We start from the raw sequence: 14,122 nt of genomic DNA, 5'->3' as shown, positions 1-14,122 counted from the left end.
CCTCAATCGGACGGAACTCAGGCAGCCTTCGGGCGCTTGGTACCGTACTTGGAACGACCCTGCTTGCGCTTCTTCACGCCCTGCGTATCGAGTGATCCGCGAACCGTGTGATAACGCACGCCCGGCAGGTCCTTGACGCGGCCACCGCGGATGAGGACAACCGAGTGCTCCTGCAGGTTGTGGCCCTCACCACCGATGTACGAAATGACCTCGAAGCCATTCGTCAGGCGGACCTTGCACACCTTCCGCAGGGCGGAATTCGGCTTCTTCGGCGTCGTCGTGTAGACACGAGTGCAGACGCCGCGCTTCTGCGGACAATTGCCCAACGCCGGGACTTTGCTCTTGGTGCGAATGGCCTCGCGAGGCTTGCGCACCAGCTGGTTTATGGTTGGCATGTTTCCACCCTCATGTTCAGTGCAGCGTCCACGGTGCCAGGCACAGGCCGTCTGCAAAAAACCAAGGCGGACCAAAGGCCGCCTTGGCGAAATTCACGACATGCCGCCGCAAGCGAAGGGCGTCGGCGACAAAGACCGGCGATTCTAGGTTCTATCGCCCCACAAGTCAAGCCACCGGCACGTCCTGCGCCCTGTCCTCGTTTGCCGGTGGCACCGCCTCGTCCTCCAGGCCGGCGCCAGCAGCGATGTCCTCACCGGCAATGTTCTTCCGCCGCGTATTGTGGTACGCAAGACCGGTGCCCGCCGGAATCAGCCGACCGACGATGACGTTTTCCTTGAGGCCACGCAGCTCGTCGCGCTTGCCCATGATCGCTGCTTCGGTCAGGACACGGGTCGTCTCCTGGAAAGAGGCCGCCGAGATGAACGAATCGGTCGACAGCGACGCCTTGGTGATGCCCAGCAGCACATGCTCGTAAGTTGCCGGCAGCCTGCCCTCGGCAAGCATGTGGTCATTCTCGTCGAGCAGATGGGCGCGCTCGACCTGCTCGCCCTTGATGAACTTCGTGTCACCGGGTTCGAGCACGTTCACCCGGCGCAGCATCTGCCGCACGATGACCTCGATGTGCTTGTCGTTGATCTTGACACCCTGCAGGCGATACACGTCCTGCACCTCATCGGTGACGTACACCGCCAGCGCCTCGACCCCCAACAGGCGCAGGATGTCGTGCGGGTCGGGCGCACCATCGACGATGAGCTCACCCTTGTTCACCACTTGGCCGTCATGCACCAGGACGTGCTTGTCCTTGAGGATCAGGTACTCATGAGTGATTCCCTCGAGATCGGTGATCACCAGCCGCTGCTTGCCCTTGGTGTCCTTGCCGAATGACATGGTACCGGTGAACTCGGCCAGCATGCCCGCGTCCTTGGGTGTGCGCGCCTCGAAGAGTTCGGCCACGCGCGGCAGACCGCCGGTGATGTCGCGCGTCTTTGCCGACTCCTGCGGCAGACGCGCCAGCACGTCGCCGACCGAGATCTGCTGACCGTCGAGAACGTTGATGATGGCGCCAACCTGAAAGGTGATCGTCACCGGGTGGTCGCTGCCGTGCATCCTGACTTCCTCGCCATCCGGCTCGAACAGCCTTACCTGCGGCCGCAGCCCCTTGCTCGGTGTCTTGCCGCCACGCTTGGGATCAATGACCACCAGCGTCGACAGACCAGTCACTTCGTCGATCTGCTTGGCAACGGTGACGCCCTCTTCGACATTCTCGAACTTCACCAGGCCCGAGTACTCGGCGATGATCGGTCGCGTGTGCGGATCCCAACTCGCCAGCCGTGCACCGGCCCTGACCGACTGCGCATCCTCGACCTGCAACGTAGCGCCATAGGGAAGCTTGTGCTTCTCACGCTCGCGACCATTGTCATCAGTGATCAGAATCTCGCCGGAACGCGTGATGACGATTTTTTCACCCTTGGCACTGGTGACATAGCGCATCGTCGAAGTGAAGCGGACCACCCCGGCGCTGCGTGTCTCGACATGACTGGCAACCGCGGCACGCGATGCTGCGCCGCCGACGTGGAAGGTGCGCATGGTCAGCTGGGTTCCCGGCTCGCCGATCGACTGCGCGGCAATCACACCGACCGCCTCACCCACATTGACCAGCGTCCCACGGCCAAGATCGCGCCCATAACACTTCGCGCACAGGCCATAGCGCGTCTCGCAGGTCAGCGGTGTCCGCGCCTTGACCTCGTCGATCCCCAACTGATCGATCAGATCGCAGTGGTCCTCGCTGATCAGCGTACCGGCCTCGATCACCGTCTCGTGCGTGTCCGGATGCACCACGTCGGTGGCCGTGACGCGGCCGAGAATCCGTTCGCGCAGCGCCTCGATCACCTCGCCACCTTCGATCAGTGCCTTCATGGTGACGCCGTTGCCAGTTCCGCAGTCCTCCTCGATGACGACCAGGTCCTGCGTCACGTCGACCAGGCGACGGGTCAGATAGCCGGAATTGGCCGTCTTCAGAGCTGTATCAGCCAAGCCCTTGCGTGCGCCGTGGGTGGAAATGAAGTACTGGAGAACGTTCAATCCCTCGCGGAAATTGGTGGTGATCGGCGTCTCGATGATCGACCCGTCCGGCTTCGCCATCAGACCACGCATGCCCGCCAACTGGCGAATCTGCGCCGCGGAACCGCGCGCGCCCGAGTCCGCCATCATGAAGATCGAGTTGAAGGATTCCTGCTTCTCCTGATCGCCCTGACGATTCCGTACTTCCTCATGGCCGAGTTGATCCATCATCACCTTGGCAACCTGGTCGCCAGTGCGGCCCCAGATATCGACGACCTTGTTGTAACGCTCGCCGTTGGTCACCAGGCCGTTGGTGTATTGGCTTTCGATCTCCTTCACCTCGGCTTCCGCAGCGGCGATGATCTCGCGTTTCTGTGCCGGCACCAGCATGTCGTCGGAACAGATCGAGATGCCGGCGCGGGTAGCCAGACGGTAACCGTTCTGCATCAGCTTGTCGGCAAAGACGACCGTCTCCTTGAGGCCGCAGCGCCGGAAGGCCGCGTTGATCAGCCGGGAGATCTCCTTTTTCTTCAGTGTCTTGTCGATCAGGCTGAAAGGCAGGCCCTTCGGCAGGATCTCCGACAGGAGCGCGCGCCCGGCGGTCGTCTGGTAACGCGTCGTCTTCTCCAGCCAGCCGCCCGCTTCGTCCTGCTCGAACTCGGCGATGCGCACGGTGATCCGCGCGTGCAGATCAAGCTCGCCCGCCTGCATGGCGCGCGTGACTTCGGCTAGATCGGGAAAGATCATGCCTTCGCCGCGAGCATTGATGCGCTCGCGTGTCGCGTAGTACAGCCCGAGAACGATATCCTGCGACGGCACGATGATCGGCTCGCCGTTCGCCGGCGAGAGGACGTTGTTGGACGCCAGCATCAGCGTCCGCGCCTCCATCTGTGCCTCGAGTGAGAGCGGGACATGCACCGCCATCTGGTCGCCGTCAAAGTCGGCGTTGAAGGCAGCGCAGACCAGCGGATGCAACTGGATCGCCTTGCCTTCGATCAGCGTCGGCTCGAACGCCTGGATGCCCAGCCGGTGCAGCGTCGGCGCCCGGTTGAGCATGATCGGATGCTCGCGGATCACCTCCTCCAGAATGTCCCAGACGACCGGCTCCTGCGTCTCGACCATCTTCTTCGCCTGCTTGATGGTGGTCGCCAGCCCCATCACCTCGAGGCGGTTGAAGATGAATGGCTTGAACAGCTCGAGCGCCATCAGCTTCGGCAACCCGCACTGATGCAGCTTGAGTTGTGGACCGACGACGATCACCGAACGCCCCGAGTAGTCGACACGCTTGCCGAGCAGGTTCTGCCGGAAGCGGCCACCCTTGCCCTTGATCATGTCGGCCAGCGACTTCAGCGGGCGCTTGTTGGCGCCGGTCATCGCCTTGCCGCGGCGGCCGTTGTCGAGCAGCGAATCGACTGCCTCCTGCAGCATGCGCTTTTCGTTGCGCACGATGATCTCCGGCGCCTTCAGCTCAAGCAGCCGCTTCAGGCGGTTGTTGCGGTTGATCACCCGACGGTAGAGGTCGTTCAGGTCCGAAGTCGCGAAACGACCACCATCGAGCGGTACCAGCGGACGCAAGTCGGGCGGCAACACCGGCAGGACCTCGAGCACCATCCACTCCGGCTTGATCCCGGATTTCTGGAAGCCCTCGAGGACCTTGAGCCGCTTTGAGAACTTCTTGCTCTTGGTTTCCGAATTGGTGGTTTCGAGTTCGCCACGCAGGCTCTCGGCCTCGCGCGCCAGGTCGATCGAACGGAGCAACTCGCGGATGCCTTCGGCGCCCATGGCGGCAGAGAAGTCGTCGCCATACTCCTCGACCTTGGCGAGATAGTCATCCTCGGTCAGCAACTGGCCGCGGACGAGAGGCGTCATGCCCGGATCGAAGACGACGAAGGCCTCGAAGTACAGCACCCGCTCGATGTCGCGCAGAGTCATGTCGAGCACCATGCCGAGCCGGCTGGGCAGACTCTTCAGGAACCAGATGTGCGCCACCGGGCTGGCCAGCTCGATATGTGCCATGCGTTCGCGACGCACCTTCGCGAGCGTCACCTCGACGCCACACTTCTCACAGATCACGCCGCGATGCTTGAGCCGCTTGTACTTGCCGCAGAGACACTCGTAGTCCTTGATCGGACCAAAGATCTTGGCGCAGAAGAGCCCGTCCCGCTCCGGCTTGAAGGTGCGGTAGTTGATCGTCTCGGGCTTCTTCACCTCACCGTAGGACCAGGAGCGGATCTTGTCCGGCGATGCGAGACCAATGGTGATCGCGTCGAACTGCTCTTCCTGCGTCACCTGCTTAAACAAATCAAGCAATGCTTTCATCTTTTGCTCCAGTGAGGAGTGAGCTGTCTGGGGTGAGGATGCCCGAGACGGCGGTGCCCGGGCGTACACCCACCCCTTGCCAACAAATCAGAAACGCTCGAGATCAATGTCGATCGCCAACGAACGGATTTCCTTGACGAGGACGTTGAACGACTCCGGCATGCCGGCGTCGATCTTGTGGTCACCCTTGACGATGTTCTCGTAGACCTTCGTTCGACCATTGACGTCGTCCGACTTGACGGTGAGCATCTCCTGCAGCACGTAGGAAGCACCGTAGGCTTCGAGGGCCCACACCTCCATCTCGCCGAAGCGCTGACCACCGAACTGGGCCTTGCCGCCCAGCGGCTGCTGCGTGACCAGCGAGTACGGTCCGGTCGAGCGGGCATGCATCTTGTCATCGACCAGATGGTGCAGTTTCAGCACGTGCATGTAGCCAACCGTGACCTGCCGCTCGAACTGCTCGCCGGTACGGCCATCGTAGAGCGTCATCTGGGCAGACTGCGGCATGCCGGCCAGCGCCAGAACCGACTTGATCTCCGATTCCTTGGCACCATCGAAGACCGGCGTCGCGAATGGCACACCGGCCTCTAGGTTGCCCGCCATCTCGAAAATCTCGACGTCGTTGAGCTCGTCGAGCCGCTCGGGCTTGCCAGTCCCGTTGTAGATCTGCTCGAGCAGGCCACGGACCTCTTCGGCACTCGCCTGGCGGCGCAGCATGTCGCCAATTCGCGTCCCCAGCCCCTTCGCCGCCAGTCCGAGATGAACCTCGAGAATCTGCCCGACGTTCATCCGCGAGGGAACGCCGAGGGGGTTGAGGACGATGTCGACCGGGCGCCCGTCGGCCATGTAGGGCATGTCTTCGACCGGTACGATACGCGAAACCACGCCCTTGTTGCCGTGCCGGCCCGCCATCTTGTCACCCGCCTGCAGGCGGCGCTTGACCGCGACATAGACCTTGACCATCTTCTGCACCCCGGGCGGCAGTTCGTCACCCTGGGTCAGCTTCTTGCGTTTCTCTTCGAAGGCGATGTCGAAGCCCTTGCGGGTTTGTTCCAGGCCTTCACGCAGCGACTCCAGTTGCTGCGCAACGTCCTCGTCCGCCATGCGGATGTCGAACCAGTGATGCGGATCAATGCCCTCGAGGTATTCAGCGCTGACCAGGGTCCCCTTGGCCAACCGCTTTGGGCCACCGTTCGCCGGCTTGCCGACGATCATTCTCTCGGCGCGGGCAAAGGCATCCCTTTCGACGATGCGCAACTGATCGGCGAGGTCGAGCTTGTAGCTGCGCAGATGGTCGTCGATGATCGACTGCGCCCGCTTGTCACGTTCGATGCCTTCGCGGGTGAACACCTGCACGTCGATGACCGTACCCGAAATCCCTGACTGCACACGCAACGACGTGTCCTTCACGTCGGATGCCTTCTCGCCGAAGATCGCCCGCAGCAGCTTCTCTTCCGGCGTCAGCTGCGTTTCTCCCTTCGGCGTCACCTTGCCCACCAGCACGTCGCCGGCCTCGACCTCGGCGCCGATGTAGACGATGCCCGACTCGTCGAGGCGAGAAAGCTGCGATTCACCCAGCGAGGCGATGTCGCGCGTGATCTCCTCCGGCCCCAGCTTGGTGTCACGCGCGACCACCGTCAGTTCCTCGATGTGGATCGACGTGAAGCGGTCCTCGGCGACCACGCGCTCGGAAATCAGGATCGAATCCTCGAAGTTGTAGCCATTCCACGGCATGAAGGCGACCAGCATGTTCTGGCCCAGCGCCAGTTCGCCCTTGTCGGTCGACGCACCGTCGGCAACCACGTCGCCCCTGGCGATCACATCGCCAACGCGAACCAGCGGCCGCTGGTTGATGTTGGTGTTCTGGTTGGAGCGTGTGTACTTCACCAGGTTGTAGATATCGACGCCGACTTCCCCCGGCCCGGTCTCGTCGTCGTTGACGCGAACGACGACACGCGACGCGTCGACGTAGTCGACCAGCCCGCCCCGCAAGGCCTGTACTGCGGTGCCCGAGTCGACGGCTACCGTCCGCTCGATGCCCGTGCCGACCAGCGGCTTCTCCGGACGCAGGCAGGGCACGGCCTGACGCTGCATGTTTGCCCCCATCAGCGCACGGTTGGCATCGTCGTGCTCGAGGAAAGGGATCAGCGACGCCGCCACCGAGACGATCTGACTCGGCGCCACATCCATGTACTGCACGCGTGCCGGTTCGGCGAGTATGGTCTCCCCCTTCTCGCGACAGGTGACCAGTTGATCGCGCAGCGCCCCTTCATCACCGATTTCCGAGTTGGCCTGGGCAATGATGTAGGCACCCTCCTCGATCGCCGACAGATATTCGATCTGGTCGCTCACCCGGCCGTCGACGACCTTGCGATAGGGGGTCTCGAGAAAGCCATACTCGTTGGTGCGCGCGAAGAGCGCCAGCGAGTTGATCAGGCCGATGTTCGGACCCTCCGGCGTTTCGATCGGACAAACGCGACCGTAGTGCGTCGGATGCACGTCACGCACCTCGAAGCCGGCCCGCTCGCGCGTCAGGCCACCGGGGCCAAGCGCCGACACGCGGCGCTTGTGGGTAATCTCGGACAGCGGGTTTGTCTGGTCCATGAACTGCGACAGCTGGCTTGAGCCGAAAAACTCGCGTACCGCAGCGCTGATCGGCTTGGCGTTGATCAGGTCATGCGGCATCAGGTTGTCGGACTCGGCCTGCGACAGGCGTTCCTTGACCGCGCGTTCGACGCGTACCAGTCCGGCGCGGAACTGGTTTTCCGCCAGTTCGCCGACCGAGCGTACCCGCCGGTTGCCGAGATGGTCGATGTCGTCGATTTCGCCGCGGCCGTTTCGCAGCTCGACCAGCAACCGAATCACTTCGACGATGTCGCGCGGCGACAGGGTCAGCTGTTCGCGGACCTCGCCCACGACACCGAGTCCCTTCAGCGACTCGAGCAGGCTCAACGCGGCCTCGTGCGTCAGGTTTTCGGCCACCGCCCGCGGCCCGTGGCTCAACTCGGCAAGCGCCTGCTCCACCGATGTCACCGCATCGCCGACAGTTTCATTGATCAGCTTGGCAATGGCATCGCGTTTTGCCGGCGCCTGCCTGACCATCACCTTGTACTCGATGACGTCCTTGCGCCCCACACGGCGGTTGAACTTCATCCGCCCGACAGCCGACAGATCGTAGCGGTCGTCGGAGTAGAACAGTCCGTTGAAGAGGATCTCGACGGCTTCCTCGGTCGGCGGCTCGCCCGGGCGCATCATGCGGTAGATGGCGATCCGCGCCGCCTGGCGTGAGGCCGTCTCGTCGGTGCGCAGGGTCTGCGAGATGAAGGCGCCATGGTCGAGGTCGTTGACATACAGCGTCTGCAGCGACTCGACGCCCGCCTCGACCAGCTTCGCCAGCAGCGTCTCGGTGATCTCGTCATTGGCGTTGGCGAGAATCTCGCCGGTCGTCTGATCGATCACGTCTACACCGATCACGCGCCCGATCAGGAAATCGTCGGGAACAGCGACCTGCTTCATGCCGGCGGCGTCGAGTTCGCGGATGTGCTTGGCCGTGATCCGCTTGTCCTTGGCGATGATCAGCTTGCCAGAGGGGTCGTTGAAGTCGAAACGGGCAACCTCGCCGCGCAGACGCTCTGGAACGAGCGCGAACTCGGTCACACGCTTGCCGATGTAGAAGGTGTCGAACTCGAAAAACTCGAGGAGAATCCGCTGCGAGGTCAGACCGATGGCCTTGAGCAGGGTCGTCACGTGCATCTTGCGGCGACGGTCCACCCGGAAGAACAGGAGATCCTTTGGATCGAACTCGAAATCCAGCCACGAGCCGCGATAGGGAATGACCCGTGCCGAGAACAGCAACTTGCCCGAGCTGTGCGTCTTGCCCCGATCGTGTTCGAAGAACACGCCAGGCGAGCGATGCAGTTGCGAGACGATCACCCGCTCGGTACCGTTGATGACGAACGAGCCAGTGGAGGTCATCAACGGGATTTCGCCCATGTAGACCTCCTGCTCCTTCACCTCCTTGATCGTGTCCGGTACCTCGCGGTCGAGGATCACGAGGCGCACCTTGGCCCGCAGCGCCGAGGCGAAGGTCAGGCCGCGCTGCTGACACTCGGTGACGTCGAAGGTGGGCTCGGAAAGCGTGTAACTGACGAACTCCAGCCGTGCGTTGCCGCTGTGGCTGACGATCGGGAAGATCGAGCAGAAGGCGGCCTGCAACCCCTGGTTCCGGCGCTGCCCGAGAGGCACGCTGGCCTGCAGGAACGCGGTGAAGGATTCCAGTTGCGTCGCCAGCAGAAAGGGCACCTCGAGCACACTGGTGCGCTTGGCGAAACTCTTGCGGATACGCTTCTTCTCGGTATAGGAGTAGGTCATGGTCGCTCCGAACTCACAAGGCAAATCCTCTAGCGCTCCGGCGAGGGTAGCCACATCCGCCGGTTCGCAACGGACAAACGCAACATGACTGGCCGGCGGGCGGACAGCGACCGGTGCCGCTCGCGCCACCGCCAGTCGTGTTTGCGTTTGCACGCTGCAAGGCTGGGCGCCCCGGGACGGCGGGCGCGCAGCCATTTCCGGAAAAGCAGAAAAGGGCTGGCAGCCGGAAGGCCGCCAGCCCAGCCTGCCATCCCGGGTGTTACTTGACCTCGACCTTCGCTCCGGCGTCCTCGAGCAGTTTCCTGAGCGCTTCGGCGTCTGCCTTGGAGATCGCTTCCTTGACCGCCTTCGGAGCGCTGTCGACCAGATCCTTGGCTTCCTTGAGGCCAAGACCGGTCGCCGCGCGAACGACCTTGATGACCTCGACCTTCTTCTCGCCGATGCCGGCGAGAACGACCGTGAACTCGGTCTGCTCCTCGACCACCGGTGCGGCGGCGCCCGGAGCCGCAACGGCCATCGACGCTGCCGAAACGCCAAACTTCTCCTCGAACGCCTTGACGAGGTCGTTCAGTTCCATGACAGTCATCGCGCCAACGGCATCGAGAATGTCCTGCTTGCTAATAGCCATGATTACTCACTCCTAGAATCTGGAAACAAAAAAAGCTGACTGCGCGCTCAGGCAACGGCTTCCTCGCGCTGCTTGGCCAAGGCGGAAAGCGCACAGGCGAAACCGGTGACCGGCGCCTGCATGACTCCCAGCAACTGGGCGAGCAACTCGTTGCGGCCAGGGATCGACGCCAGCGCCTGGACGCCGGCCTTGTCGAGTGCCTCACCAGCAAAACTGCCAGCCTTCAGAATCAGCTTGTCATTGGTCTTGGCAAAATCGTTGAGCACCTTTGCCGCAGCAACCGGATCTTCCGACATGCTGTAGATCAGTGGCCCGGTCATCTGCTCGGCCAGCCCGGCGAAGACAGTGCCTTCGACGGCCCGCCGTACCAGCGTGTTCTTCACCACACGCAGGTAGACGCCCGAGGCACGTGCCTGGGCGCGCAGACGAGTCAGATGGGCCACCGGCAAGCCGCTGTACTCGGCCAGCACAATGGTCTGCGCCTTGGCAACCTTTGCCGCCACCTCGGCTACGACGACCTTCTTATCATCAAGATTGAGACCCACAGGTCCTTCCTCCCATCAAGTCAACAAACGGCACACCCGGCTGGACGTACCGCACCCACGGCGACCTTGATCAGGGGTTGGCAGCACAGGCCTGAAGTCCATCGCTGCAAAATCCTTTTCCGGGCACACCGTCTACGCAGGCCGCTTGCACACTTAAGCCGCGACAGGCAGCGTCGTCGGCACCTGCGGTCTTTGACGATCTACCGGCACTGCGCGCGCGCCCTGCCGGTAGCCCTACAAAGCTCTCTGCCGGAACCAGGCGCCAGGCGCCCGGCCCCATCCATGTTTCCTTCTAGAGCGTCGACGCGTCGACGCGGACGCCCGGCCCCATCGTGCTGGCAACGGCGACACGGCGCACGTACTGCCCCTTCGAGGTTGCCGGCTTGGCCTTGATCAGCGCATCGACCAACGCCTTCAGGTTGCTCGCCAGTTTCTCGGTATCGAACGACGCGCGACCGATCGTGCTGTGAATGATGCCCGCCTTGTCGGTACGATACTGCACCTGTCCCGCCTTGGCGTTCTGTACCGCCGTCGCCACGTCCATGGTCACCGTCCCGACCTTGGGGTTCGGCATCAGGCCACGCGGACCAAGAATCTGCCCGAGCTGACCCACCACGCGCATGGCATCCGGAGTGGCGATGACCCGATCGAAGTTGATCACGCCGGACTTGATCTCGGCCGCCAGATCCTCGAAGCCGACGATATCGGCACCCGCCGCCTTGGCGGCAGCCGCCTTCTCACCCTGGGCGAAGACGGCGACGCGGACCGTCTTGCCGGTACCGGCTGGCAGAACCACCGATCCGCGAACGATCTGATCCGACTTCCGCGGGTCGACACCGAGGCAGACCGCAGCGTCGATCGACTCGTCGAACCTGGCGGTCGCACACTCCTTGGCCAGCTTCAGCGCTTCCGCGACCGGATAGCTCCGGGTACGTTCGACCTTTCCCTGCAGCGCCTTCTGACGCTTGCTCAAGCCTGCCATCTCACACCCCCTCTACCGTAACACCCATCGTGCGGGCACTGCCGGCGATGGTGCGCACCGCCGCTTCCATGTCGGCCGCCGTCAGGTCAGGCATCTTCTGCGTCGCAATCGCCTCACACTGGGCACGCGTCAGCGTGCCGATCTTGGCTGTGTGCGGCTTGGCGCTGCCCTTCTGCGCACCGATCGCCTTCTTGATCAGAACCGTTGCCGGCGGCGTCTTCATGATGAAGGTGAAACTCTTGTCGGCGAAGGCGGTGATCACCACCGGAATCGGCAATCCCGGTTCCAGCCCCTGCGTCTGCGCATTGAACGACTTGCAGAACTCCATGATGTTGAGTCCCCGCTGACCGAGCGCCGGACCGATCGGTGGCGACGGATTTGCCTTCCCCGCCGGCACCTGCAACTTGATGTAACCAGTGATTTTCTTTGCCACCTTACGACTCCTGTGAGCGGGTTCGAACGCGCTCGTGCCAGCGCTCCCCAAACGACAAACGCGGCCCGAGAGCCGCACTGCTACGGTGTGTCGAGCACGCCCAACACACCGCGACCGAGCCCGCGGTCAGGCCTTCTCGACCTGCCCGAACTCCAGTTCGACCGGCGTCGGCCGGCCAAAAATCGTTACCGAAACGCGCAGCCGATTCTTCTCGTAATTGACGTGCTCGACCGCGCCATGAAAATCGGTAAAGGGACCTTCCTTGACGCGCACCACTTCGCCGGGTTCGAAGAGCACCTTCGGCCGCGGTTTCTCGACGCCCTCCTGCATCTGCTGCATGATCTTCGCGACTTCCTTCTCGGAAATCGGGCTCGGCTTGTTGGCGGTGCCGCCGACAAAACCCGTAACCTTGGGCGTGCTCTTCACCAGGTGCCACGACTCGTCGTTCATCTCCATTTCCACCAGCACGTAGCCGGGGAAGAACTTGCGTTCGGAAATACTCTTCTGGCCCATCTTCAGTTCGACGACCTCTTCCACCGGCACCAGGATGCGACCGAACTGCTCCGTCATCCCCTGCCGCTGGACACGCTCGAGCAACGCGCGCTGCACGCTCTTCTCAAAGCCCGAGTAGGCGTGTACCACGTACCAGCGCATGCTCATGATTTTCTCCAGCCGAGAACCAGGTCGTACATCACCCATTCCAGGCTCTTGTCGGTCAGCCAGAGAAAGAGGGCCATCACCACGACGAAGGCGAACACCATCCCGGTCGTCTGCATCGTCTCCTTGCGGGACGGCCAGACGACCTTCCTCGCCTCGGCCGCGGACTCGCGCGCGAAGCCGAAGAAGCGCTGCCCCTGCTCGGTCTTCCAGGCAACCCCGGCGGCAAGAGCGGTACCCGCCATGACGGCGAGCACCCGCAGGATCATCGCCTGTTCCGCCAGGAGGTAGAAACCGGCGATACCGGCCACAAGCAGCAGGATCGCCAGCGCAAACTTGAATTTATCGGCCATCTTGTCCGCTTTGGTTACATGTGTGGCAGGGGCAGAGGGAATCGAACCCCCAACCTTCGGTTTTGGAGACCGACGCTCTGCCAGTTGAGCTATACCCCTGCGGCAGAACTACGGCGGCACCGCATTCATCGGTGCCGCCCATGAACCACGACCGGAACCTACTCGATGATCTTGGCGACGACGCCGGCGCCGACGGTGCGGCCGCCCTCGCGAATCGCGAAGCGCAGGCCTTCTTCCATGGCGATCGGCGAGATCAGCTTCACCGTCATCTGCACGTTGTCACCCGGCATCACCATCTCGACACCCTCCGGCATCGCGATCGCGCCCGTCACGTCCGTCGTCCGGAAGTAAAACTGCGGACGATAGTTGTTGAAGAACGGCGTGTGACGACCACCCTCTTCCTTCGACAGGCAGTAAACTTCGCCCGTGAAGTGCGTGTGCGGCTTGATCGAACCCGGCTTCGCCAGCACCTGGCCACGCTCGACATCATCACGCTTCGTGCCGCGCAGCAGAACACCAACGTTGTCACCCGCCTGACCCTGATCCAGCAGCTTGCGGAACATCTCCACTCCGGTGCACGTCGTCTTCACCGTCGGACGAATGCCAACGATCTCCACCTCTTCGCCCACCTTCACCACACCGCGCTCAACACGACCCGTCACCACCGTCCCGCGCCCGGAAATCGAGAACACGTCCTCGATCGGCAGCAGGAACGGCTTGTCCACCGCACGCTGCGGCGTCGGAATGTACGCGTCCAGCGCATCCGCCAGCGCCATCACCGAACCCTCTCCCTGCGCTCCCGTATCACCTTCCAGCGCCTTCAACGCCGAACCCTGGATGATCGGAATGTCGTCCCCAGGAAACTCGTACTTCGACAGCAGCTCGCGAACCTCCATGTCCACCAGCTCCAGAAGCTCCGCATCGTCAACCATGTCGCACTTGTTCAGGTACACCACGATGTACGGCACACCAACCTGACGCGCCAGCAGAATGTGCTCCCGCGTCTGCGGCATCGGACCATCCGCCGCCGACACCACCAGAATCGCCCCGTCCATCTGCGCCGCACCCGTGATCATGTTCTTGATGTAGTCCGCGTGACCCGGGCAATCCACGTGCGCATAGTGACGCTTCGCCGTCTCGTACTCCACGTGCGCCGTGTTGATCGTGATCCCACGCGCCTTCTCCTCCGGCGCCGCGTCAATCTGGTCGTACGCCTTCGCCACACCACCGAACTTCTTCGCCAGAATGGTCGTGATCGCCGCCGTCAGCGTCGTCTTCCCGTGATCCACGTGTCCAATCGTGCCTACATTCACGTGCGGCTTCGTGCGTTCAAATTTTCCCTTGGCCATTACCGGTACCTCAACACGTTAGAAGTTA

General features: G+C 62.7%; 10 protein-coding genes and 1 tRNA gene. All 11 read right to left on the bottom strand.

All coding sequences use genetic code 11. The features are described from left to right. Window positions 1-17 precede the first annotated feature (17 nt). Complete coding sequence (gene rpsL / locus HT579_05950; GenBank protein ID QKS28508.1) at window positions 18-395, bottom strand: 30S ribosomal protein S12; 378 nt, start codon at window positions 393-395, stop codon at window positions 18-20. A 166-nt stretch (window positions 396-561) separates the two neighbouring features. Continuing rightward, window positions 562-4,776 (bottom strand): DNA-directed RNA polymerase subunit beta', encoded by a 4,215-nt coding sequence (gene rpoC, locus HT579_05945; protein QKS28507.1) that lies wholly within the window; start codon window positions 4,774-4,776, stop codon window positions 562-564. An 87-nt stretch (window positions 4,777-4,863) separates the two neighbouring features. After that, the gene (gene rpoB / locus HT579_05940) at window positions 4,864-9,147 is read right to left on the bottom strand and encodes a DNA-directed RNA polymerase subunit beta (protein ID QKS28506.1); all 4,284 of its coding nucleotides are present in this window, start codon (window positions 9,145-9,147) and stop codon (window positions 4,864-4,866) included. A 259-nt stretch (window positions 9,148-9,406) separates the two neighbouring features. Next, the gene (gene rplL, locus HT579_05935; GenBank protein ID QKS28505.1) at window positions 9,407-9,775 is read right to left on the bottom strand and encodes a 50S ribosomal protein L7/L12; all 369 of its coding nucleotides are present in this window, start codon (window positions 9,773-9,775) and stop codon (window positions 9,407-9,409) included. Window positions 9,776-9,822: 47 nt separating this feature from the next. Beyond that, window positions 9,823-10,320, bottom strand: a complete 498-nt coding sequence (rplJ, locus tag HT579_05930; GenBank protein ID QKS28504.1) for a 50S ribosomal protein L10 — start codon at window positions 10,318-10,320, stop codon at window positions 9,823-9,825. A 292-nt stretch (window positions 10,321-10,612) separates the two neighbouring features. Beyond that, window positions 10,613-11,302: a 50S ribosomal protein L1 gene (gene rplA, locus HT579_05925; GenBank protein QKS28503.1), complete on the bottom strand. Its 690-nt coding sequence runs from the start codon at window positions 11,300-11,302 to the stop codon at window positions 10,613-10,615. A 1-nt stretch (window position 11,303) separates the two neighbouring features. Then, complete coding sequence (gene rplK / locus HT579_05920) at window positions 11,304-11,735, bottom strand: 50S ribosomal protein L11 (GenBank protein ID QKS28502.1); 432 nt, start codon at window positions 11,733-11,735, stop codon at window positions 11,304-11,306. A gap of 126 nt (window positions 11,736-11,861) precedes the next feature. Next, window positions 11,862-12,395: a transcription termination/antitermination protein NusG gene (gene nusG, locus HT579_05915; GenBank protein ID QKS28501.1), complete on the bottom strand. Its 534-nt coding sequence runs from the start codon at window positions 12,393-12,395 to the stop codon at window positions 11,862-11,864. Further along, entirely contained in the window at window positions 12,392-12,745 is a 354-nt protein-coding gene (gene secE / locus HT579_05910; protein QKS28500.1) for a preprotein translocase subunit SecE, read from the bottom strand. The genes nusG and secE overlap by 4 nt, the downstream gene beginning before the upstream one ends. A gap of 23 nt (window positions 12,746-12,768) precedes the next feature. After that, window positions 12,769-12,844: transfer RNA gene (locus tag HT579_05905), tRNA-Trp, on the bottom strand. Between the two features lie 59 nt (window positions 12,845-12,903). Then, entirely contained in the window at window positions 12,904-14,094 is a 1,191-nt protein-coding gene (gene tuf, locus HT579_05900; GenBank protein QKS28499.1) for an elongation factor Tu, read from the bottom strand. Window positions 14,095-14,122: the final 28 nt, after the last annotated feature.

Origin of the sequence: Candidatus Accumulibacter similis, from assembly GCA_013347225.1 — a bacterium.
GTDB lineage: Bacteria > Pseudomonadota > Gammaproteobacteria > Burkholderiales > Rhodocyclaceae > Accumulibacter > Accumulibacter similis.
Note: the sequence above shows the minus strand (reverse complement) of the source record. Positions and strands in the feature narration are given on the sequence as shown.

Coding starts and splice junctions, on each gene's coding strand:
- rpsL (QKS28508.1), bottom strand. CDS start 395: ATGCCAACCATAAACCAGCTGGTGCGCAAGCCTCGCGAGGCCATTCGC.
- rplA (QKS28503.1), bottom strand. CDS start 11,302: ATGGCAGGCTTGAGCAAGCGTCAGAAGGCGCTGCAGGGAAAGGTCGAA.
- tuf (QKS28499.1), bottom strand. CDS start 14,094: ATGGCCAAGGGAAAATTTGAACGCACGAAGCCGCACGTGAATGTAGGC.
- nusG (QKS28501.1), bottom strand. CDS start 12,395: ATGAGCATGCGCTGGTACGTGGTACACGCCTACTCGGGCTTTGAGAAG.
- secE (QKS28500.1), bottom strand. CDS start 12,745: ATGGCCGATAAATTCAAGTTTGCGCTGGCGATCCTGCTGCTTGTGGCC.
- rpoB (QKS28506.1), bottom strand. CDS start 9,147: ATGACCTACTCCTATACCGAGAAGAAGCGTATCCGCAAGAGTTTCGCC.
- rplL (QKS28505.1), bottom strand. CDS start 9,775: ATGGCTATTAGCAAGCAGGACATTCTCGATGCCGTTGGCGCGATGACT.
- rpoC (QKS28507.1), bottom strand. CDS start 4,776: ATGAAAGCATTGCTTGATTTGTTTAAGCAGGTGACGCAGGAAGAGCAG.